Genomic DNA, 22,168 nt, shown 5'->3' on the forward strand with positions numbered 1-22,168 from the left:
AAAAATCCGCTGAACCTTTCAAATGGAAGTTCACCCGTCAGGATCTCAAACGATTACTCGACAAACTATCTCTTTGTTCACAGAAAGAAAAGGCCGCATAAATAATACGTCACCGAACTTATGATCCAGAGCACTAAGCCACTTTTGGATATAGGTTGAATCAACCTTTTTCCCAAGTTTGATCAAGATGTTCTTCACATCCTCTTCATCCACCGCTCGCCCGGCGATCATTTTGTGGATGATTACATCTTCCGGCGAGGCAAACTTGATGGGATAGCCGCCCACAACGATCTTTCGCACCCGCCTTAGCGCAGTTTCTTCATACGGCGTCCCGGAGAAGATGAAATCCACTCGCAACCCCCCTTTGATATCTTCAGCCGGGAGAACCATTGTCTCTTCAGCAAATGTCCTGGGGTTCTTTGGCAGCATTCTCAAGCCCGCAGCGACGCATACGGCTTTCACCAAAGCGTACTTATCGGGGGTGATTCCAAGGGTGATAGCTATGTCCCGGGTCAGGCGGGGGGAACCGTACACGAGAACCGCCTGGCCCCCGATTATCATGTGCGGGATGTTACGCTCGTCGAGACAACGGGCAACCGTGGAAAGGAGTTCCTCTATCATTGCGGCATACTTAGTGAGTTGACCGCACGTGCTATCCTCACATCAACATCGAGGCCATCGAGAATCGTCGCATGGGAGATCGCCCCTACGGAAACAGCTTCCCTGTAGAGCGCCTCGAAAATCGCAAGAGCTTTACTGTGGGGGATCCGCTCATTCTTGATGAGATCCCTCTGAAACCGCTCCACCTTCTTACTGTTTCGAATCATGTAGGCCTCATCTCATTTCTGCGATCCGAGCAATCTCCGTCATCTTCTCTTCGGATAAGCCTGCGAGATCGTCCCGCGTGAGCCATCCCTCTCCTATAAGGATACCGAATACCTGCGTGAGGACCGGGTACCGATAATCGTGCTTCTGATCGATCTCCTTCCATTTCTTTGTGGGAAAATCGTGGACCTGCCAGAGCCCATCGGGATCAACTGCCCAGGCCACTCCCTTCGTGCGTCTTCCGCAATTGCGCGGCATTCTCGCTTTTTATGCCATTTAGAGTGAGATTGCCGCGTCGTCCCGCTAAACGGGACTCCTCGCAATGACGAGTTTTTAGTTTCTGCCCTTTGGGCAACAGGCCGTAAAGATTTGACCCCAAACCCACCCCGGCTACTCGACCCCACGCACCGCGCGCACGTAGTAGGGGGAGGTCTTACCGGATTTGTACACGTTGCAATTGCCGAAGTAAAAGGCCCATGCGTCGGATGCGCCGGGCTCAGTAGAGGACCAGTAGTACCCCAAACTACGATATGTAAAACCAGAAGTTGTGTCCTTGACAGCACAAATTGCGCTTAGCTCATCTTTTGCTGGCATCCTCCAGTCATCCTTATCCAGCCAACTCAAACCATTGGCCCAATCTATGGCGTCCTGCCACTTCTTTGTATCGCCATTCGCACAGCCCGTTCCATCCTTCTTGCTCGCCACGTACATTGTCCCTATCTTCACGACATCACCGCTGCCACTCGGGCCATATTTCAGATACCAGTCTAGGGCTGGAGTTTTGGTTGGAGTTGGGGTTATGGCTGGGGTAGGAGGATTATCGCCTGCAATCTCGAACTTACCGCTTACGTCCAGGAACGCGGCCTGCCGCCCGGTGATGGGCTTCGAGGGGTCGAAGAAGACCGCGACGACCTCGTACTGCCCGAGGGGCGCGCCGGACGGAAGGTTCAGGGAGATGATCGGGTACGAGAACGGCGGGTCGAGGCGCGGCACATTCGAGGCGACCGGCTTCACCTTCGGCCCGAGCGTGAGGGCGTTGAGCATGGAGCCGTGCGGTGTGATGACAACGGCGTACACGGTGAACGGCTGTGTGATTGAGCTGTTTAACTGAAACGTCGCCGAGAAGAAGTCGCCGCGGGCGAACGAAGCCCCGTTTAGCAGCATCTCCGCCTGTGGCGCCTGAGCATGGCACAGTGAAGCCCCAGCGACAAAAAACCACAAGAACACAGCTAATCTTTTCACGGCCCCCTCCCTTCTGTGAGCAGTCTGGTATATTGCCATGTTAAGGTTATCACTTTTTCGGGAAACACGCAACCCCTTAGTGGGATGACAACAGTAAGGGGTCAGTTTTGCAGGGGTAACGGTAAATGATGTTCGCCACGGATTTTCACGGATAACCACACGGATGGCCGCAGATGAAGCTTTCTTTTCATCTGTGAATATCCGTCATAATCCGTCCCGCTTAGCGGGATCCGTGGCCCAAGCAAAAAGAAACCCTGCTCCCGATACTGGGAACAGGGTCTATATCGCTCAGGGAATCCGTCCACCACGACCTCCTGCACTGCATCACAAATCAGACTCAACGATTATTTTTCTAACCCATTCCTTCTCCCACGCGGGCTTGAAATTGTCGTCACTTATGCCAAAGCCCTTTCTTGTCTTTCTCCAAAAACTAGCAACGAGGAACTGTAGTTGCTGTAGTTGAAGCGGGCCTGTAAGCCGGATTCTGTATCAATCGCTCTCGCAACTGACGGCGGCCATTCCTCTGGTCCCGACATTGCTGTCGGGATCTAGCGGCCTACCCGGGGCTTCACCCCCGCTCTCGCGGGAGGTCGGAGCGGGCCACTCCTTGCCCCCTATTTGGCCTTGCACCGCGCAGAGTTTACCGCGTTTCACCCTCCGGCGCTTCCGAAGAACCGCCGGAGACTCGTCTCTGTGGCACTAGTCCTTGTCGGTCACCCTTGCGGGCGACCAACCGCCCCGATGTTATCGGGGTGCGCTGCCCTGTGGAGTCCGGACTTTCCTCCCCGATACTAACGTATTGGGGCGACCGCCCGGCCCGCCTCAACACTTTATTCACCACGGAGGACACGGAGATCTTTAAAACAGCAACAACAGTTTCTCGTTTCTAGGGCAAGAAATAATCCGTGTTTATCCCTGCCTGCCGGCAGGTGTGTTCATCTATGGTGAGATTTAATCTGCTAAAATCCGCGGTTAATAAACGTAACAACGTCTCCGTGTTCTCCGTGGTGGAAATTTTATTTCTCGGCCGTTTCTGAGGAGACAGGCTCTGCGGCATCCTCCTTCTTTTCCAACCCCTCCGGCCAGTAGAGGATTCGCGAGCAGTTCTCGCAGATCACCAGCTCATCAGTCTTCCGCACGTTGTTCGCGATCTGCGGCGGGAGGCGCATGTGGCATCCGCCGCACACGTAGTTGACGAGCGGGACAATCGCGGTGTCGCGCTTGTTCGCGAAGATGCGCTGGTACTTGCGCAGGATCGCCTGGCTGATGTCCGGCAGCAACTTATCCCGTTCTCCCTTCAGATCGTTGATTCTCGCATCCAGCTTCGCCACTTCTTTAGAGACTATCTTCTCTTCCGCCGCGAGCTTCTCCCGCTCTCGCGTGAGTGCTTCCTCGCTGCTCCTGACGAGCCGCTCCTTCTCGTCCACCTTCTCCATTACTTCGATGATTCTGTCCTCTATCCTCGAGTTTTCGATCTTGCGGTCGTTGATTTCCTTTTGGAGCGCCTGGTACTCGACGTTCGACTTTATCTCGAACTGCTGCTTTTCATACTTGGCGACCGCTTCCAGCGCGCTCTCGGAATCGATCTCCAGCTCTTTCTTTTTCATCTGGAGCTCTTTCACACTGGCTTTTATCTCATGCAAATCTCCCTCTGCCTCCGCGATCCGCCCATGGATCTCTTCGAGCAGACGGGGCAGCCGCTCCTTTGACTCCTCGAGATCGAGGAGCTGCCTCTCTTTTTCCTGAACCACCAAAAGCCGGGCAATATTCTGCTGTATCTGGTGCATGCTCAATCCATTTCTACTGCATTATACAAAAAAGACCACGCCGATGAAAGCAATTACAAACATGCAGGGTAATGGGTCAGTTTTGCAGGGGTAACGGTAAATGATGTTCGCCACGGATTTTCACGGATAACCACACGGATGGCCGCAGATGAAGCTTTCTTTTCATCTGTGAATATCCGTCATAATCCGTCCCGCTTAGCGGGATCCGATCGCTCCAATATGAGCATTATTCAAGCACTTTCAAATCGTCTGGACTTTCAACCACGAGACGGAGATAGTGCTTCTCTTTTTTAATCAGCCCCCTGGCGCTGATTTTCTTGCCCTGATAGAAGGACGCGGCATCGCTTTCTTCATAGGTTCTTAAACCTCCTCTATCCCGTCCACGCCGATTCGAATTCCAACCGCCCGAACAGTATATCAAAATTTGGGTCTCCTTACGAGACGTAGGCGAGGATAAAGGCGCTAGGGAGGGATGCGCGGCGTCGTAGAATGGGATGTCGTAGAATGGGATTTACAAATGCCGGCTATTGTTCTATAGTGGCGATGGAAACGATAGAGGAACTTGCTTATCTCGCATCACTTCTCCCTTATCCCCGCAGTATTGGGCGATTAGCTCAGTTGGCTAGAGCGCTTGGATCACACCCAAGAGGTCACAGGTTCGAGTCCTGTATCGCCCACCAGAACTACAGCCTAAAGTTTAAAGCCGAAAGTCCAAAGCAACACAATGTGAAGCTCCGTTCAGCCAAAAGTGTAAAGCTGAAAGTGTACGGTGGGAAGCAGCAGGGAGTGAAACGAGCTCTCCTTGTTCTCTTTTCAATCTGTCTTTAGGCCGCAGGGTCTGTGGCAGAAGAGAGCGGTTACCATGGGACCCCCAGAAGAAACACAGCCCCTCACCGAATCCATCCTCACCTCGCTGTCGCAGGGGAAATCCAATGAGCAGATCTACAGGGAGCTCCTCGACCGCGGATTGACGGTTCAGATGATACATGAGGCATTCGGCGAAATCACCTCCACCGGGGAGAGGGAAGACACCCAGAAACGGACGATACGGCTCATCCTCACCATCGGCGCCATCCTCATCGCCGCGGGCGTCTTCTCCTTTATCGCCGCCAACTGGAAGGGGATGAGCAGGGTAACCAAAGTCGCGACCATCGTTTCAGCCATGCTGGTGATCGACGCGGGCGCCTGGCACTTCAGGGAGCGTTCCCGGCTCGCGAAAATGGGGGAGGCGCTGCTCCTGCTCGGCTCTTTCATGTATGGGGCGGGGATCTTCCTCGTCGCCCAGATGTTCCACATGAGGGCGAACTGGCCCGATGGCTTCATACTATGGATGGCGGGGGTGATTGCGATGGGCTTTGCGGCAGATGCGTTCTCGCTCTTCTATCTCGCCATCCCGATAGGCATTGTCGCCCTGGTCGGCTATCCGATGGGTATTTTCGGCAACATGCAGGGTTATAACCCGTTCCTGCTCACCTCACCACTGCTGCTGCTGGGCGCCACGCTCGCGCTCCTCGCGGCGGGCATTGCGGTGCGGAAGAAAATGCCGTCCGAACTAAGGAGGCTTTACTAGGAAGCCACGGGTAGATCTTTCGCGACCATAATTGTGGCGGCAATTACAGCCATGATCAGCATACTGCTCCTTCTCATAGCATTGGTGATTTACTTTGTCTCCCGGCGAAGACGCTCCGCGGGCGCAATCGCCGGCGGGCCCGGCCGGTGCAGCCTCTCCCTCTCGAAGGAGGATGGAGCGAGCCAGTTGTTCCTCATGCTCGCCACACTCTTCCTCGCCGTCACAATTTACTCTTTCAACAGGAGCATGGGAAGCCCGGTCTCGTGGTGGACTATTTTCTTCCTTTCCACTGCCCTCGGTTTCGCCAGCGCCTACTCATTCAAGACTCCGTACACCCTCGCCCTCAGCCTCCTCGCCTTACCGGTCTGGTGGGGAATGCGCACGTATGAATGGGGCCACGGAAAGGACCTCAAGCCGTCCATGATCTTCGCCGGCGTAGCGCTCTTCACCCTCCTCTACTACGCGCTCGGCCACGTGCACGGCAGGAGCCCGAAGGCGAAGCGGTTCGCCCTCATGTATCTCATCTTCGGGATCGTCCCCATAACCGGCGTTCTATTCTTCCTCTCGACCAGGCCTGGCATCGAAGCGCTCGAGGAGATGACCAGAGGCCCTTCCGGCGGCCCCTGGCAGGTTGGTGGATCGCTGTATGTGCTCCTGGCGGCGCTCGCCGCGTCCACGGTTTATTCGCTCAGCGTTGGATCGATCTTCCGCACCGAGACCATCGCGATAGTTCTGCTCGCCGTTCTATTCCTCGCCATTGCGTTTCTTCCCGAACAGGAATTAGTCTCGGGCCACGTCCTTTCCGCCACGGGGGTTGTGTGGGCAACCTTGTTAAATATCACGGTTTTTCTCGAGCTACTGGGGCTCATCTTCTCAGGCTACCTGCGCAGGGAGGAGTGGCTCATCAATTTGGGCGCGCTGTTCCTGTTTCTGCTCATCATCGTGAAGTACCTCGACTGGTTCTTCACATTTCTCGACAAGAGCATTTTCTTCATAGGCGCGGGCATCCTCCTTTTCGCAGTCGGCTGGTTCATGGAGAGGGGGCGGCGGTACATGATCTCGGGCGTCAGAGGCGCAGCCGAAAGGAGCTCCTGACCGTATGGCGATCGCGAAGCGGACCCGGTTCATCATGGCGATAACCATGCAGCTCGCAGTCATCTTCACCATGATCGCGTACAAAGTCTCCATACTCAGGGGTGGAGCAGAGGTACTCCTGAAGATCGAGCCGTTGGATCCGAGGGACATGATTCGCGGGGATTACATCACCTTCCAGTATGCGATCTCGAACCTCGATCAAGGCCTGTTGCAGGGCACGCCCGTGAGGAACGGGGACACCGTGTACGTCACCCTCCTTCAATCAGGCAAGTTCTGGACGGCGCACGCGGCGCAGAGAACCACGCCTCAAGGAGATGCCCTGGTGTTCCTCAAGGGCACGGTGGCGAGCGGCGGACTTGCGAGCGGGGCATCGCGGACAGATTCGAAGCTGCCCCGCGGCTCACGCATACATCTGGTATACGGCATCGAGGAATACTTCATCCCTGAGGGGAAGGGGAAGGGAATCACCCTCCGCATGATGAATGAGTCTTTTGCCCGCGTGGCCATTGACAGGAACGGTAAAGCGGTGCTGAGGAAGATTCACCTCGACGGCAAACCATGGCCGTAATAACTCTGTGGCATCATACCTAATTCCTTCCCAGCACACCAGTTACATAACAAATATGTTGTCAATATTATACTATTGCTTTGCTTGACATCATATTTGTGTTGCATCCATTACTGCTAGAATTTGCCAGGTAAGATGTCACCGTTTTTCTCCTCATATGCTGATGATGAGGAGCTCCTCTTTCGAGACGGCCCTGCGCCGGCGCTGATGGCGGAGCTGATGCAGTAATTCTTTCAGCAGTTCGATATCTTCCGCACCCCCGTTCCCCTCTTCGATTATGTCCTGGATCTGGACCTCGAGAGATTCCACGGCCAGGCCCGAATTTACCGTGATCAGGAACCGGGCGGGGGCGATCTCTATAAGGCGGAGCCCCTCGATGCTCCGGAGCAGCGCGCTGTCCGCCACGATGATCAGGCCGCGGTGCGGGGCAACCTCCACGATCTCCACAGGCTTTCTGCCGCAAAGGCCCGTGGCCGCCGCGTCCGCGATCTTGACAATCGCCCGCGCGCGGTCAGGATTCACGGTCTTCAGAAACTCCATGACCCGCACCGGCAGGGTCATCGTCACGGGCCGGCGCTCCTCAAGGAACTTCGGGGGCCTTCCTACAGTGCGTTCTTTTTTGCTTGCATTCATAAGCATTATTTACGTTAATAGTACCATATTATCGCGTATTTCAACGTAATAATTCTTTGCCGGAGACGCGAATGAAAGTACTGCTGTTGGCCCCTCAGCCGTTTTACCAGCTGCGGGGGACCCCCATCGCCGTGAAGCGGCTCGCCGAGGCTTTCTCCCGCAAGGGATGGCGCGTGGATATCCTGACGTTCCATGAGGGATCCGACGTCCAGATCCCCAACGTGCGCGTTTTCCGCATCCCCCGCATTCCCGGCGCGCGCGGCGTACGTCCGGGGTTCTCTCTCAAGAAGCTACTCTGCGACATGGCGCTCTCCGTGAAGGCCGTGCGAATCACGCGGCATGCGCAGTACGACCTGGTCCACGCCGTCGAAGAGTCCGCGTTCATCGCCCTGCTCATCAAATGGGCAACCGGCTGCCCGTACACCTACGACATGGACTCCTGCCTGTCCGAACAGATGACCGACTCACACCCGGGGTTGAAGCCGCTACTGCCGATATTACAGGGACTCGAGGGGTTTGTCATCAGAAAAGCTCATGCCGTGCTCGCGGTGTGCGACGCCCTGCGCGACTACGCCTGCTCGAAGGGGGCACGGCACGCCATGGTGCTCCCGGATGCGCCCCTGTGCGCACCTCCCATCCATGGCGCACCCCGGGGGAAGATCGGCGGCGGCTCCGCAAATCAGATCTCCCTCATGTATATCGGGAACCTGGAGAAGTACCAGGGAATCGATCTGCTCCTCGAGGGCTTCTCCCGTTTTGCGCGGTCTGATAGCAACTCTTCCCTCGAGATCATCGGCGGCAACCCGGAGCATGTCACGTACTACAGGGAGGTCTGCCGCATAAAAAAAATCGGGGACCGGGTCCATTTCAGGGGGGAGCAGCCGCCGGAGAGACTCGGAGCGTTCATGGCGGAGGCCGACGTCCTCGTCTCCCCCCGCACTCAAGGCGTGAACACGCCCATGAAGATCTATTCCTATCTCCAGGCCGGGAAACCCATCCTCGCGACTGACATGCCGGCCCACAGCCAGGTCCTCTCCCCTGATTTTTCCCTCCTTGTCCCCCCCGAACCAGAGGCGTTCGCCCGGGCCATGGCGCGGCTCGCATCGGACGCGCCGCTCCGCGCGAATCTCGGCGCGCGGGCCCTCCACGTGGCCCGCACCCGCTACTCGCCCGAGGACTTCGACAGGACCGCCTTCGCCTTCTGTGACCTCGCGGAACGGCGGCTCGTCGAGGACGGGTATCTTAAACCAGCGCTCGACACATCGCCACAATAACGGATTCTCTTGAGGGTGCATGCACTCGAAATCGTCGTGCAAACTGCTGCTGCTTAAACTTGCGGCGTTTTTCATCAGTGTCGCGCTGTCACTGATCGTGATCGAGATCGCCGTCCGCCTGATCCCGGAGAAGAAGCCCCCACGCATGGATATGCCCCTCTTCAGGACCGCTCTCATGCCCTATAACTCGCTGGGGTATCAGGACTTTGAATATCCCCTGCAAAAAGGGCGGAATGTGTTCAGAATTATAGCGACGGGAGATTCCTTTACCGAGGGGGGATACGTAAGTTTCGAGGATAGCTACCCGAAAAAGCTCGAGTACTATTTGAATTTTTGCGGAAATACCAAGGGAGTAACTTACCAGGTTGTCAACATGAGCAGGGGGGGCAGGTCAACTCCCCAAGAGGTCATGGTACTCAAACGCCATGCCGACGCACTCAAGCCCGACCTGGCTATTCTGGGCTATTGCCTCAATGACCCGGAGGACTGGGAGGAGGGGTCCGACTACTTGCACAAGCTCAGGGACAAATGTTACTACCGAATCTCTGCAAAGCCAGAGGGATGGGCATCTTTCTTCTACAATCATTCCACATTGGTCAGATTGGTCACGCAGAGATTATTCAATACCAAAGTGATGCGCGGACACATAAAGTACTTTCATAAGCTTTACAGGGACACATATCCGGGATGGCAGAAGGCAAAGGCTGCCCTTTTCGATTTAGGGGAATTTTCCCGGACCTCCCATATCCCTGTGCGAGTGGTCATTTTCCCATTGTTCCCTTACGGGTGGGGCGATAACTATCCATTCTCCGATATTCACGAAAAGCTTCACTCCGTACTGGAAAAGGCAGGATTGCCGTATGTTGACCTGTTACCTCATTTGAAGGAGATGGACCACAGCAGCCTTGAATATGTTCCTGATAAAGACCCGCACCCGAGCGAACTTGCAGATCGGATAGCGGCCGAGGCGCTCTGGCAGGAGCTGATGAGGAGCGGGGTGACGCCGGAGGGGAAAAGGTCGGATACGGACATCGTGTTCCCGAAGGCCCCCCCGAAATAGTGAGGTCGCCGGTAGGGAGTTGCGGGGTAGCGGAATAAATATCAGGTCCTCTTTCAGTTTGTCCGGGTGAATCCTCATTCCCAGCACAGAGGCTATCTCAAGGTGCATTCCATGTCAGTATTGAGACAACCTCTCTCAGGGGGAGGGACTGGTGGAGGATACCGCATCGGTGCGGCGCAGCGACGCCGCGTAACTATCACGGTTTCCGGCTGACAGACGTCACCCGTACGCCCGGGAGGAGATAGAGGGGCGCAACGGTGCCTGGCGGCTCATCGCGGAGGGCGACGGGACTCTCGTAGAGGCGTGCGGCGGACGAGGCAGTCGGGAACCTGTCCGAACTATCGAACGTGGCTCGTTCACCGAAGAGCTGAGCGAGCACTTCTCTGAAGATGCTCAGGTGAGGCCCCATAAAGAACACCTCCCCCTCCAGTATCTTCGCGAACTCCGCCGGCTGGCAGACAAAAGGTTCTCTGGCGTGCGCGAATGAGCGCCCCTTCCTCTCGTACAGAGCTGTATAGAAGCCATAGCTGTGCGCATTGACGAGCGGGCATACCCTGGAAGCCGCCCCCTCGTATGTTGAGAGCAGATTGTCGAAGCAGCACACACCCCTGATCGGTATATTCAACGCGAGCGACAGTCCCCTCGCCGTCGCCAACCCTAGGCGGATGCCGGTGAATGAGCCGGGGCCGATACCGACCGCGATTCCGCGAAGCTCCTTAAGCCCCACGCCGTGCGCCTTGAGGAGTGCGTCCAGCGTCGGGAGCAGCGAGGTTGAGTGCCTCTCCCCGTCAGGGAGGTTCGCGTCCGCGATGACCGTGTCGCCCTCAACGACCGCGAGGCTCGCGTGCTGCGTTGAGCTTTCAATACAGAGGATCTTCATAATTGCATTAACCACAGATGAACACATCTCGCAACAGCAAAAAGCTTAAAGTGTAAGGTTGAAGGTTGCTGTATGCATGGTGAAAAATCTCAATACGTTATACTATGTGCTTTAAACCTTACACCTTGTGCTTTCAACTGTAGTGTTCATCAGCGCGCATCCTGTTCCATCATTTTTTTAATATTGTTACCGGATATGCTGATCCTTCGGGTTGATTCGCCCGTGACCTCGATCCTGATGCTGATGTGATCCGGCGGGAGGAGCGAACCCATCTTCTCCGCCCACTCAATCGCGATGACCCCGCGCCTGTCCAGGTAATCCTCCCAGCCGAGGTCAATCAGCTCGCGCCCATTCGCCACGCGGTAGAGGTCTATGTGGTAGAAGGGGATGGGACCGTCATATTCATTGATGATGACGAAGGTGGGACTATTCACACACGCCGAGGGGGCGACACCGAGGCCCGCCGCGATCCCCTGCACCATGCAGGTCTTGCCCGAGCCGAGCTCGCCGTGGAGCGCGACCACCGCCCCCTCTCTGAGCCGTCTGCCTATCCTCACGCCGAGCGCGCGGGTCTCCTCAACGCCCCTCGAAATAACCACAAGCCCCTGCTCAGTCAAAATGAGAGAACCCCCTTTCCTCCAGCGGTGTCTCCCCCTCGGGACCGATAAGCGTGATGCCACGCCCGGGATCAACAACCGTTCCTATGCGACTCACGCCGCAGGTGAAACGTGAAGAGAACTCACGGGTGAACTCTTCCTCCCTGCAGGAGGGATGGAGCGCGAAGAGGAGCTCGAAATCCTCCCCATCATAGAGCGCCCCTTTGAGCGCGGATGCTTCGTCTGCACCCTCGCGCGCATCGGGGCTGACCGGGATCCGCTCGCGCTCGATGCGGAACCCGACCGTGCTCGCTTCCGCCATCCGGTACAAGTCGCTCCCGAGTCCGTCGCTCAGGTCCATCATCGCCCTCACGGGGAAACGCCCCACGAGGAACCTCGCCTCCTCAATGCGGGGAGTGAAACTCAGATGCCTCCCCCTGAGCGAGCCCCCGAGGCGACCCGTTACCCACACCGAATCGCCCGACCGGGCCCCCGAGCGCAGGGCAACCCTGTCCCGCTCCACCTCCCCCACCACTGACACTGAAATCACCAGCGCCTGTCCGCTCCTGACGGTATCGCCACCCACCACGCCGCACCTGAAGCGCCCCGCGAGATCGTTGATCCCGCGGTAGAGCTCGATGCAGAATTCAACCGTCACGTCGCCTCGTGCGCCGAGCGATACCACTGCGGCGCGCGGCAGGCCCCCCATCCCGGCAATGTCGCTCAGGCTGCAGCCGAGCGCCTTCCATCCCACCTGGTAGGGGGTTGACTGGGAAAGGTCGAAATGAGTTCCCTCGACGAGCATATCCGTGGTGAGCAGCGTGAGCATACCCTCGCGGGGAGAGGCGAGGACCGCGGCATCGTCCCCGATGCCGACGACGGTCTCTGCCCCGATGAAGGCGCGCTTTTTGAGCTCGTCGATCAGTCCAAATTCGCCGATGTCTTTGAGTTTCATGAGAAAAAAGTTATCCAAGAGGAACAGGATGCACACAGATGCACGCAGATAGTTCAAAATCATGTCATCAGTGTGTATCCGCGTGCATCCTGTTTCACTATCGTTATCCTTGTTTCCACCTGCCGCTCAATGTGCCAGGAACAGGATTCACACAGATAGTTCAAAATCATGTTATCCGCGTGTATCTGCGTGCATCCTGTTTCATTTTTTCTTTTTAAATGCTGCGGGGATGTTCCGCTTATACGGCGGGCGGATGATTCCCCTCTCGGTGACGATCCCCCGGATGAAACGCGCGGGCGTCACGTCAAAGGCAGGATTGTAAACGCGCACATTCCGCGGCGCGATCCACTGGCCGCCGATCTTCCTCACCTCGTCGGGATGCCGCTGCTCGATCGGTATTTCATTCCCGGAGGATATCTCGAGGTCCACCGTTGAGGATGGCGCGGCGATGTAAAACGGCACCCGGTGGATCGCCGCGAGCCGGGCGAGGCTGTAGGTTCCGATCTTATTCGCCGTGTCACCGTTTGCGGCGATCCGGTCCGCCCCTGTGATGACAATGTCAATCTTCCCCTCACGCATCACCCACCCCGCCATACTGTCACTGATGAGCGTCGTATCGATCCCCGCGCGCATCAGCTCCCACGCGGTCAAACGCGCTCCCTGGAGCAACGGGCGCGTCTCATCCACGAAAACACGTATGCGCTTTCCCTGTTCATGCGCGAGAAAAATGATCGCGAGCGCAGTTCCGTACTCGCCGGTGGCAAGGCCTCCCGCGTTGCAGTGCGTGAGCACCGTGTCTCCGTCCTTCAGCAATACCGCACCGGCCTTCCCGATCCTGCGGCACATTTCATTATCCTCTCTCAAAATCCCGATCGCCTCCCGTTCGAGGATTCGCTTGAGCTCCGGGATATCATCTGTCCCACTGCGCTCGGCAGCGCGCACCATCCTCTTGAGCGCCCAGAAGAGGTTCACCGCAGTGGGCCTCGAGGTGCCGAGGTAGCCGGCAACGCGCCTGAGCTCCCTCATGAAACTCTTGAAAATTTTTGCGCGGGAGCGGCGCATTCCCAGTGCGATCCCCATGGCGCCGGCAATCCCGATCGCCGGCGCACCGCGCACCGCGAGGCTCCTGATGGCGCGCCACACGTCCTCCGGGGTCGCGCAGTTCAGATAGATGAGCTTGCCGGGCAACAGCCGCTGATCGACGATCCGCATACTTCCATTGACCCAGTCAATGGTCTTGAGTCCCATGGTGATCCTCTCAAAACAAGCTATTAAGCAATCGAGAAGGAACAGAATAATACGCCCAGACTATCTCTTCGCCCTCACTCAGGACACGCTCTCTATCAGGCGAGCGAGGAAGAAATTGTACCACATCCCGCGCCACCTTCTCACATGGAAAGCGAACGGACGAGGAGGGCGCCGACCACCGCGACGCTGTTCTGGCAGATGTGGATAACGATTGAGGGCACGAGCGAGCCGCTCGATTCAAAGACGCAGGCGAGAAGCACGCCGAGCCCCACGATCGGCAGAAAGACGGAGAAGCTCGCGTGGAGCGCCGAGAAAAGGAGTGCGGTGAACACAATGCTCGGCCAGCGACTCCAGCGCCGCCGCAATGCCTGGTAGGCGAAACCGCGGAAGAAGACCTCTTCAAAAACCGGCCCCACAACCGCCACGAAGACCACCAGAAACACAAGCGAGGGCGATGAGAGATCGGCAAAGAAAAAGCCTATCTGCTCCTGCGGATCGAGCCTGACGCCCACACGGCGTGCCGCCGCCTCGGTGAACCAGGTGAGCAGGAGCAGGAGGGGGAGGAAGCCGACATAGCCCCTCACGCCGGTAGCGACATGGCTGAGGACATTCCCTGGAGCGAGGCCGAGCTGACCGAGCGCGCTGCGCCATCGCGAGGAAACGCACTGGAAGAGAACGCACAGGGCGGCGAGCTCGGCGAGAAATTGTACTGTGACGGTGAAAGAGATATCGGAGGCTCCCCCATGGCAATACCCGCACATGGGATAGAACGCAGCCAGCGAGAAAAACGCCATGAAGAAGACAACAATTACCTTCGCGACGTCAGCAAGCCCCCACCCCACAGCAGACTCAACGAGCGACCATGGGGCGCCCCTCATTATACGACGCCACACGAAACGGATATCGATCAGTATCCCGAGAAATACGACGAGAGTGAACGCCGAGGATGCTGCCTTGAAAAAATGAGACCCCTCCGCCGCCTTTTCGAACGCCCGCAGAATCTCAATCTCGCTGGGGATGCGGCGCGCCTCGCCCCTGACCGGATGCCCCGCGCCGCTCCACTCAGTGATGGAGGGTATTGCCAGAAGCAGGAAAAGCGCGAAGAGGAACAACGTGAGCCAGGAGCACTGTGACCGTTGTGTGGTTCCCACCCATCACCCCCGCGGTAGCCGAGTGATGATGGTAGCATTCCCGGCGTATCAGCGGCAAGACCATTAACCATGGAGTTTCCCCATTTTCGCTGCGAACCTTCAAATTTTAACCACGGAGAGTCTCCTTCTAGTGACCAGAAACAGGAAACTATTGTTGCTGTTTTTAAAGATCTCCGTGGTGAAACATTATTTCTGGGTTATCCATGAGACATTGTTAATTTCATTTGGTGATTTTTGTATCTCACTGCTGATAAGGATATCCCGTGATTGCGCTTGTCATTTCCGGGGAATGTCCTGTCCGTATCAATTTGACCGCCAGGTTCTCTTAGGATATACTTATAGCAGCCGCATCCATAATGGAGCCGCACCCATGCTTTCGTTGTCATATCCGATCCATGACGGTCTCCTCAAGCTCGCCACCGCGCTGCGGTACTCCTTCGCCATTCTTCCCGGCCTGGCGCTCGCGCTGAAGCCACCCGCTCCGCGCAGGCGCCGCCTCGCCCGTGACAGAGCCTCCGATCTCTTCGAGGTGCTCGAGGCATTCCCATTCTTCGTCGTCATAGAGGATTCCGATTACACCATCCGCTTCATGAACGGAAAATTGCGGAAGAAATTCGGCAATAGAACCGGGGAAAAGTGCTACCGTGCATTTATCGGGCGTGAGAGTCCGTGCGCCATGTGCCCGGTGCGGGCGATCCTCCATGAGGGGAAGGAATATTTTACTTACTTTCCGCAGTATAGAGATGGGCTCTGGTACGAATCCTCCGCCGCCCCATTCGCCATGCCGGACGGGAGCACGGTCATCATCGAAATACTCCGCGATATCACCGAAAAGAAGAAAGCCGAAAATGTCGTCCAGCAATTCACCAAGGCGCTCAAGCAACTCGTTTCGGAAAAAACAGACGAACTCAGGCAGTCAGAAGAACGGTACCGCAATCTCTTTGAGAACGCCAGCGACGCGATCTTCACCATCGATCCGGCAGAGGATCGCATTCTCAGTGCAAACCACATGGCTGAGGCCATCACCGGCTATCGCACCAAAGAGCTGCTCGCCATGAAGCATTCGCGCCTCTACCTCCCCGGTGAGTTCGAGAGGATCTCGCGATCCTTGCGAGAAGCCCCCGGAGGATCGGGCGCCCCCACCACGGTTGAGATGCTCAGGAAAGACGGCACAGGGGTTCCGATAGACATCAGCGCGACCGCTGTCGCTCATGCAGGCAAGGAGATCATCCTCGCAATCTGCCGCGACATATCTCAGCGGCTGATACTCGAGAAGCGGATGCGGGAGCTCGCGAGCGTTGTTGAGACCATGCGCCCGAGCGTCATCATCACCGACCTGAACCAGAGGATCATCTACGCCAACCCTGCCGCGCAGAAGATGCTTGGCTACCGCGAGGAAGAGATGATCGGCCAGCTCGCGAGAGAGATTTTCGAGGGGATATCCGGCAACCCTTCCGATCTCGGGAGGAGCGTGCGCGAGGAGGCTCAGAACGGATACTGGGAAGGTGAAATCTTTAACCGGAAAAAGTCCGGCGAGATCATCCCTGTGTTCCTCCGGATGTGCATGATCAAAAATAAGAAAGGTGAACTGATCGGGTATGCGGGGATATGCGAGGATATCACTCGGCGGAAGCGGATGGAGGGAGAGCTGATCCAGAAAGAGAAGCTCTCAGCCCTCGGTGAGTTTACCTCGGCCATCGCCCACGAAATCAACAATCCGCTCACGGGGGTGCTGGGATACGCCGAGATTCTCCAGCACGCCGAGTCTCCGAAAGATTTCAGAGAAGACGTTCAACGCCTCTATAAAGAGGCCATCCGCTGCCAGTGTCTGGTTAAGAACCTCCTCATATTCGCCCGGAGATCCGCTCCCCACAAAGAGTTCAGCAATATCAACGAGATCATCGAAAAGTCAATCGATCTCAAAGGCTACCAGCTCAAAGCCGATCAGATTGAGGTGGTCACACACCTGGACAGGAGCATCCCCGCGTCCATCATGGACCCCCATCAGATACAGCAGGTTTTCCTCAATATTATTGATAACGCCCACCACGCCCTGAAAGAACAGCGCGGCATCAGGCGGATCACCGTGACGAGCGCATTAAAAGATGGAACTATAGCGGTTTCCTTCAGCGACAATGGCCCCCCTATCCCGGCAGAGATCATGGATAAAATTTTCCTCCCGTTCTTCACCACCAAGGAGTTCGGGCAGGGAACAGGGCTTGGACTCAGCATCGCCCACGGGATTATCCAGGAACACGGAGGTGAAATCCGCGCGCAGAGCAAGGAGGGGAAGGAAACCACATTCACGGTGGCGATTCCCTTCGGAGGTCACTGATGAGCGATCGCCGCTGGATCAACACCGATAGTGGCGCGCGTTCAAGAGATCGTTCGGCAGCCTAGCCGCTGAATGCTTTCAAAGTATAGCCGCCTCCCGATTTTTGGAGCACGCAGTTATAATATGTTTTGTCCCTACTGTTGACCATCCTCTGAATGATGAGAAAGTCACTCGGGATAATCTGATCCCGAATAGAGGCAATTTCGTCACGACGAAACCAGCCGAGCGTCCCCTCCCCGTTGCGGGCGATCACGGTCGTGCGCGGCATCAGCTCGCACAGGTGCAGTAAGAAATGCTGTGTTACTTTTCCATCTTCTTTCAAATGCTCCGAGACAAGACCGAGATAGCCTTTGAACTCCGCTTCGATGCCGGTCTCCTCGGCAATTTCCCTTAGCGCGGCCTGGGAGAGGTGTTCATCCTTTTCAACCTTTCCCCCGGGCAATCCCCAGAGACCCACATAGTCTCCTCGACGTCTCCGTATAAGAAGAATCTTACCATCGTGAATCAGCGCGGCGATCACCACCGCGAGCGGTTTCTCTGATGGGCTCACCTTGTACATCCCCAGCTCTTCTTTCATTATCAGAATTCCTGGCTTGTGTCCTTTATGACTGAAACTGGAAACGAGAAACTAGCTACTGCGGTTGTCCCCTCTCCCCCTAAAGGGGGCGAGGGAAATAATATACGGGAGGAGCTTCATAGAATTAGCGACTTTTTGCATCTTCGGCATCGATGGCGGCTTCGAGCAGCGCCTGCACCTCCGGGCTCTCCGCGTCAATGCCCCGCCAGCGGATGTAAGTGGAGGCGACCTGTATGGCCCGCTCCCTCACCTCATGAGATACAGCGGAGGGCACTGCGCCTGCCGCCGCCTCACGCTGACCGCGAATCAAGGGCGCAGTCGAAGCAACCCCGAGCTCCGCGGCGGCCTTGATGATCTCCCACGCGAGATCCTGACCCTTGAACGAGGCAAAGAGCTTTTCCCAGAAGAGCCGGAAAGAGCGCTTGTAGCGTGACCCCATGAAGGGGAGATGGCAGAGGATCAGATGGAGCAGGAGGAGGGCGACTGCCGAGAGCACGGTGGAAAAAAGACCGCCGAAGGCTTTCACCGTCTCCCCCCAGAGCTGGTGTGCGTAAATTTTCGCGCGCTCCAGCGTGCCCGACGGCTCGGCTCTGTCCAGCCCCATGCTCATCTCCGCGACGCGGTCAGCCAGTTCAGGATCGCCGATGAAGAAGAGGCTCCCCGACTCCCCCTCGGGATATATAATGAAGTCCTCCTCACTCAGGAGGAGCTTTGCGCGAGCCGCGGTTTCAACGAGCCTCCGCCTCATCTCCGCGGCGGTCACCTCTTTGATGTCAACAAGTACGAGCGCGGGGCCTTTTGTTTCCGGGGCGCCAAGACGCGACGCCTCGTCCATCGCTGTGAGCGCCTTCTTTACAAGGGCGACGTCCACATCTTTCCCCCGTATAAACACAAGGCGCGGCTTCTTTTCGCCGGGAAGCGGGAACACGGCGAGGGCGTAGCGCGGTTTGACCTTGAATTGACCGAAGAGCACCTTGAGCAGCTCCTCAGAGCGCCCGGCATCCAGGCTGTTCATTATCACCACGTCAACGTTCTCAACAGGTAGCTGCGTGGCAAAGTCGCGCTCTTCCAGCTTCGGCTGCGCGGCAAGGTCACGCTCCTCGGCAGGCTGCTGCGCCATGACGAACAGCGAAAGGACGACAGGGTAGATAATATTCATAGCTTCCTCCTCAACGGGGTGATGAGTTTGTCAATAATACATGCGCACGCAACGCACCAGCAGTACGAAGTTGAAGCTGTTATGAGCGCGAAACTCCGATGCATTTTCAACTTTTAACCTTGTGCCTTGAACTGTAGTCCAGTCCTCTCTCTTCGATGATTTCGGCTATTCTTCCCCTGTCTCGGCTGGAATACATATTTTCAGCGGCCTGCATGATTCCCAGCGCGGCGTCCTGGAAACGCGCGAACTCGGGGAGGAAGTGCATGCTCTCATAAATGATGCGGTCGGCCTTCCCCGCACCCAGTGAGCGGCGCATGTCCCAGCATCCGCCTCCCCATATCTCGCCATCCGCGTGGGCCTCTCCCTCGAGGTCGCGCGGATATCTCTTCCCGTTGGTCAAATCCCTGAGGTACGGTTTTCTCGCCGGGGCGACGACCCACTCGCCTATCTGCGGATCATCTGTCAGTGAACAGCCGAAATAATCAGCGTAGCCCTCATGCAGCGCGTCGGCCTCGGTCCCCTTGAGGTGCGGATTCACGCGATCGAGGACGGCGTGGGTGTACTCGTGGTAGACGACCGCCGCTTCCTTGGCGAGGTCGTTGAGGCGCTCCGCGCCGCCGCCGTCCCCGAGGCAAATGCTGTTGGTGGAGGGGTCGTAGTACGCGTTGTCCATCGCATCGCCGGCATGCACGAAGGTCTTGATGCTGCCCTTCGCCGCCATCACCTTTCCGAGGGACTGGTCAAGCTTTTTGAAAAACGCGCTCACCCGGTCAACGTGGTAGTAGGCCATTACCTCGTCAAAATGCGTATCGGCTGGTGTATAGAGGAACGACCCGTCCTCAGACCGCGCCTCGGGGAAATCCTCGTTGATCACAACCACGTGGGCGCCCTTGAGCTCAACCGGACTGCACAGGCGGTCCAGCGTCACCACAGTGAGCGAGGGATCTTCGATGGGGCTGGTCAGATACACCCTCCCCCTCCCGTGGGCGAACCGCATCGTGTTGTAGCTGTTCAGAATGGTCCCGCGGAACGGATCAATGAGGTACACCCAGTTGCCGAGCGGCCGCGCGACCGGCAGCACGATCTTGTACACCCTGCGAAATCCACCGCGGCTCGAATAGACGAGCTGGACACATTTCACCTCCGCCCGCAGCCGTGATGCGCGGCCGAGGTCTTCGAGCGCGCGCCGGATCGCGTCCTTCTTTGTGATTGCCGCGCCTCTCGCCGCCGGGCGCTCCAGCCTGATGCGCCCGTGGTAGATACCCGCCACCATGCATACCGCAGCGCTCCGGTCCAGGTGCACATCCAGGAGGGCGCCGATGACCGGGAGTGATTGATACACCTGTTGGAAGCGGACGTGAGTGCCGCTCCCGCTCCGCCAGAGACGGACGAATTGAAGCGATGAGGGATCGAGAATGCCGAGCGCATCCCCGTGGGCATGGAGAAAGTCAATCGCTTCAGTTATGTTCGGGGCGCCCTCGGCCCCCGCGGGCGGAGGAGCGATGGGCATTCCCGATTCCCTGGCCGCGGGAAGGGGGTCATGAATGGAACGGCACCAGCGTATTTCATCTCTGCGCGGGAGGGCTGAGCGGAATCCTTTCGCCACGCGTGCGGTGGTGACAAACGGCTTCCTGCTGAGAGAACTGCTCATGGGGCGAATCATGGTGTCCCCGCGGGTTCACCCTATTATCGCCCTGTGTGCTCGCCCCGTCAAATCATTTCGGCAACTGACATAGAACGGATCGTGCAGGAGAAAGTGTGGGCTTCAGGTTGTCATTGCGATCCCGCGAAGCGGGAGAAGCAATCCGACCCCAAGGGTCGTCCCGAGCACTGCGAGGGATCTAAGCTGGATCGCCACGTCGCGAAGGTTTTCGTGATTCGCGACGCTTCGCGGATTGCTTCGGTCGTTCCACTCCCTCGCAATGACTGCATTATAAGAAAAACCCACACTATCCTATACGTCAATAAAGCGGGGTGAAGGGAACGGCTCTTCTCTCCACCCCTCAGTGTGAGCGCGGGCGGCGTTGAGTATCAGCTGACGATTTTGGACTTCTTATCAAACATGATTACGTACTGAGTGGTGGGTGTGAGATCAGAGAGTTTCCTCACGGGCGGCTTCTTGCCCGCCTCTATAGCAGCCGCATAGAAGGTGATCGTTTTCCCCTTCATGGATGCGGGGATCCTGACCTTCGGGCTCACTGTCTTGAAATACGGCGCATTGTACCTGCGCACATTCTTGTAGATCGGCTTGATCCCCTTCTTGAGCGATCCATTAAAGTAGATCCTGTAGACCCCGGCGGGGGTCTCGGCGAGGAGATAAAAGTCGAATGGCCTGGTGATATTCTCAATCAACGCGATGCCGAGCGTGAACGGCTGGCCCGCCGTCAGCGGCCCCGGACCGATGACCAGCGGCGGCACGGGCGCCGGAGGCGTAGCCGAAGGTGTCGACGTAGGAGACATCTGGGCCGTCGGTGTATTAGTCGGAGTCGGCGTTTCCGTCGGCGTGCTGGTCGGCGTCTGTGTTGGAGTTTGAGTCGGTGTCTGAGTCGGCGTCTCTGTCGGCGTGGGCGTTATCGTTGGCGTGTTAGTTGGTGTCTGAGTGGGCGTTTCCGTCGGCGTGCTGGTCGGGGTGTTCGTGGGAGTGGCTGTCGGCGCCTGCTCAAGGCAGTATATATTATAATCACCTTAAGAGCCGTCATAAAGCCTGCCGTCACTCCCAAGCGCAGGAGAGGAAAGCACCCAGCCAGCCGCGCCATAACTCCACGCCAGCCCGCCCGCTGAGTTCAGGGAGTATATATTGTAATCAAAAGAACCGACATAAAGCCTCCCGTCACTCCCAAGCGCAGGAGAGGACTGCACATTGTTCGCCGTGCGATAACTCCACGCCAGCCCGCCCGCTGAGTTCAGGGAGTACATATTATTATCACTAGACCCGACATACACCCCCCCGTCACTCCCAATCGCAGGAGAGGAAGGCACATAGTCCGCCGCGCTATAACTCCACGCCAGCCCGCCCGCTGAGTTCAGGGAGTACATATTATTATCATTAGACCCGACATAAACCCCCCCGTCACTCCCAATCGCAGGAGAGGAATACACATAGTACGCCGCGCTATAACTCCACGCCAGCCCGCCCGCTGAGTTCAGGCAGTATATATTGTTATCATAATAGCCGGACCCGACATAAAGCCACCCGTCACTCCCAAGCGCAGG

22 protein-coding genes, 1 tRNA gene and 1 other RNA gene are annotated in these 22,168 nt (G+C 57.1%); 7 read left to right on the forward strand and 17 right to left on the reverse strand.

Annotated elements, in window-relative coordinates; genetic code table 11:
- Nucleotides 1-45: 45 nt before the first annotated feature.
- From NTX71_07620 to NTX71_07645, 6 genes are all read right to left on the reverse strand, one after another.
- A complete protein-coding gene (locus tag NTX71_07620) occupies nt 46-621 on the reverse strand; it encodes a nucleotidyltransferase (GenBank protein MCX6339774.1) in 576 nt (191 codons plus the stop codon).
- A complete protein-coding gene (locus tag NTX71_07625) occupies nt 618-827 on the reverse strand; it encodes a hypothetical protein (protein MCX6339775.1) in 210 nt (69 codons plus the stop codon). Before NTX71_07625 ends, NTX71_07620 begins: the two co-directional genes overlap by 4 nt.
- A gap of 7 nt (nt 828-834) precedes the next feature.
- Nucleotides 835-1,083, reverse strand: coding sequence for a hypothetical protein (locus NTX71_07630; GenBank protein MCX6339776.1), 249 nt, complete (start codon nt 1,081-1,083; stop codon nt 835-837).
- Nucleotides 1,084-1,215: 132 nt separating this feature from the next.
- Nucleotides 1,216-2,067, reverse strand: a complete 852-nt coding sequence (locus tag NTX71_07635; GenBank protein ID MCX6339777.1) for a DUF1566 domain-containing protein — start codon at nt 2,065-2,067, stop codon at nt 1,216-1,218.
- Nucleotides 2,068-2,524: 457 nt separating this feature from the next.
- Nucleotides 2,525-2,891: RNase P RNA component class A (rnpB, locus tag NTX71_07640), an RNA gene on the reverse strand.
- Nucleotides 2,892-3,083: 192 nt separating this feature from the next.
- Nucleotides 3,084-3,854, reverse strand: coding sequence for a C4-type zinc ribbon domain-containing protein (locus tag NTX71_07645; GenBank protein MCX6339778.1), 771 nt, complete (start codon nt 3,852-3,854; stop codon nt 3,084-3,086).
- A gap of 603 nt (nt 3,855-4,457) precedes the next feature.
- Between NTX71_07645 and NTX71_07650 the strand changes: the two genes are divergently transcribed.
- From NTX71_07650 to NTX71_07665, 4 genes are all read left to right on the forward strand, one after another.
- Nucleotides 4,458-4,534: transfer RNA gene (locus NTX71_07650), tRNA-Val, on the forward strand.
- Nucleotides 4,535-4,716: 182 nt separating this feature from the next.
- Entirely contained in the window at nt 4,717-5,424 is a 708-nt protein-coding gene (locus NTX71_07655; GenBank protein MCX6339779.1) for a DUF2157 domain-containing protein, read from the forward strand.
- Nucleotides 5,425-5,475: 51 nt separating this feature from the next.
- Nucleotides 5,476-6,519 (forward strand): hypothetical protein, encoded by a 1,044-nt coding sequence (locus tag NTX71_07660; GenBank protein MCX6339780.1) that lies wholly within the window; start codon nt 5,476-5,478, stop codon nt 6,517-6,519.
- A 4-nt stretch (nt 6,520-6,523) separates the two neighbouring features.
- Nucleotides 6,524-7,087 (forward strand): GDYXXLXY domain-containing protein, encoded by a 564-nt coding sequence (locus tag NTX71_07665; GenBank protein ID MCX6339781.1) that lies wholly within the window; start codon nt 6,524-6,526, stop codon nt 7,085-7,087.
- A gap of 153 nt (nt 7,088-7,240) precedes the next feature.
- Here NTX71_07665 and NTX71_07670 read toward each other — a convergent pair whose 3' ends face one another.
- Entirely contained in the window at nt 7,241-7,654 is a 414-nt protein-coding gene (locus NTX71_07670) for a hypothetical protein (protein ID MCX6339782.1), read from the reverse strand.
- A gap of 137 nt (nt 7,655-7,791) precedes the next feature.
- Here NTX71_07670 and NTX71_07675 point away from each other — a divergent pair, with 137 nt between their 5' ends.
- On the forward strand, nt 7,792-8,994 hold the full coding sequence (locus NTX71_07675; protein ID MCX6339783.1) for a glycosyltransferase family 4 protein: 1,203 nt from the start codon (nt 7,792-7,794) through the stop codon (nt 8,992-8,994).
- A gap of 19 nt (nt 8,995-9,013) precedes the next feature.
- Nucleotides 9,014-10,054: an SGNH/GDSL hydrolase family protein gene (locus NTX71_07680; GenBank protein MCX6339784.1), complete on the forward strand. Its 1,041-nt coding sequence runs from the start codon at nt 9,014-9,016 to the stop codon at nt 10,052-10,054.
- A gap of 196 nt (nt 10,055-10,250) precedes the next feature.
- Here the strand turns inward: NTX71_07680 and tsaB are convergent, their stop codons facing one another.
- The 5 genes from tsaB to NTX71_07705 all read right to left on the reverse strand — a co-directional run bounded on the left by tsaB (nt 10,251) and on the right by NTX71_07705 (nt 14,884).
- Nucleotides 10,251-10,934 carry a tRNA (adenosine(37)-N6)-threonylcarbamoyltransferase complex dimerization subunit type 1 TsaB gene (tsaB, locus tag NTX71_07685; protein MCX6339785.1) on the reverse strand — a complete coding sequence of 228 codons (684 nt, stop codon included), beginning with the start codon at nt 10,932-10,934 and terminating at the stop codon, nt 10,251-10,253.
- Nucleotides 10,935-11,083: 149 nt separating this feature from the next.
- Nucleotides 11,084-11,533 (reverse strand): tRNA (adenosine(37)-N6)-threonylcarbamoyltransferase complex ATPase subunit type 1 TsaE, encoded by a 450-nt coding sequence (tsaE, locus tag NTX71_07690; protein ID MCX6339786.1) that lies wholly within the window; start codon nt 11,531-11,533, stop codon nt 11,084-11,086.
- 10 nt (nt 11,534-11,543) lie between these two features.
- Nucleotides 11,544-12,485, reverse strand: a complete 942-nt coding sequence (thiL, locus tag NTX71_07695) for a thiamine-phosphate kinase (protein MCX6339787.1) — start codon at nt 12,483-12,485, stop codon at nt 11,544-11,546.
- Nucleotides 12,486-12,686: 201 nt separating this feature from the next.
- Nucleotides 12,687-13,733: an S-methyl-5-thioribose-1-phosphate isomerase gene (gene mtnA, locus NTX71_07700; GenBank protein MCX6339788.1), complete on the reverse strand. Its 1,047-nt coding sequence runs from the start codon at nt 13,731-13,733 to the stop codon at nt 12,687-12,689.
- A 140-nt stretch (nt 13,734-13,873) separates the two neighbouring features.
- Nucleotides 13,874-14,884 carry a CPBP family intramembrane metalloprotease gene (locus tag NTX71_07705; protein ID MCX6339789.1) on the reverse strand — a complete coding sequence of 337 codons (1,011 nt, stop codon included), beginning with the start codon at nt 14,882-14,884 and terminating at the stop codon, nt 13,874-13,876.
- A gap of 370 nt (nt 14,885-15,254) precedes the next feature.
- Between NTX71_07705 and NTX71_07710 the strand changes: the two genes are divergently transcribed.
- On the forward strand, nt 15,255-17,219 hold the full coding sequence (locus NTX71_07710) for a PAS domain S-box protein (GenBank protein MCX6339790.1): 1,965 nt from the start codon (nt 15,255-15,257) through the stop codon (nt 17,217-17,219).
- 61 nt (nt 17,220-17,280) lie between these two features.
- On the opposite strand, the gene NTX71_07715 is transcribed toward NTX71_07710, so the two are convergent.
- The 5 genes from NTX71_07715 to NTX71_07735 all read right to left on the reverse strand — a co-directional run.
- Entirely contained in the window at nt 17,281-17,796 is a 516-nt protein-coding gene (locus NTX71_07715; GenBank protein ID MCX6339791.1) for an NUDIX domain-containing protein, read from the reverse strand.
- A 124-nt stretch (nt 17,797-17,920) separates the two neighbouring features.
- Complete coding sequence (locus NTX71_07720; GenBank protein ID MCX6339792.1) at nt 17,921-18,955, reverse strand: hypothetical protein; 1,035 nt, start codon at nt 18,953-18,955, stop codon at nt 17,921-17,923.
- 106 nt (nt 18,956-19,061) lie between these two features.
- Nucleotides 19,062-20,606, reverse strand: a complete 1,545-nt coding sequence (locus tag NTX71_07725; GenBank protein ID MCX6339793.1) for a M36 family metallopeptidase — start codon at nt 20,604-20,606, stop codon at nt 19,062-19,064.
- Between the two features lie 380 nt (nt 20,607-20,986).
- Nucleotides 20,987-21,415 carry a hypothetical protein gene (locus NTX71_07730; GenBank protein ID MCX6339794.1) on the reverse strand — a complete coding sequence of 143 codons (429 nt, stop codon included), beginning with the start codon at nt 21,413-21,415 and terminating at the stop codon, nt 20,987-20,989.
- Between the two features lie 225 nt (nt 21,416-21,640).
- On the reverse strand, nt 21,641-22,168 hold a 528-nt coding region (locus NTX71_07735; protein MCX6339795.1), incomplete at its 5' end, for a PQQ-binding-like beta-propeller repeat protein.

The organism is Candidatus Auribacterota bacterium, assembly GCA_026392035.1.
Classification (GTDB): Bacteria; Auribacterota; Tritonobacteria; order UBA1439; family UBA1439; genus JAPLCX01.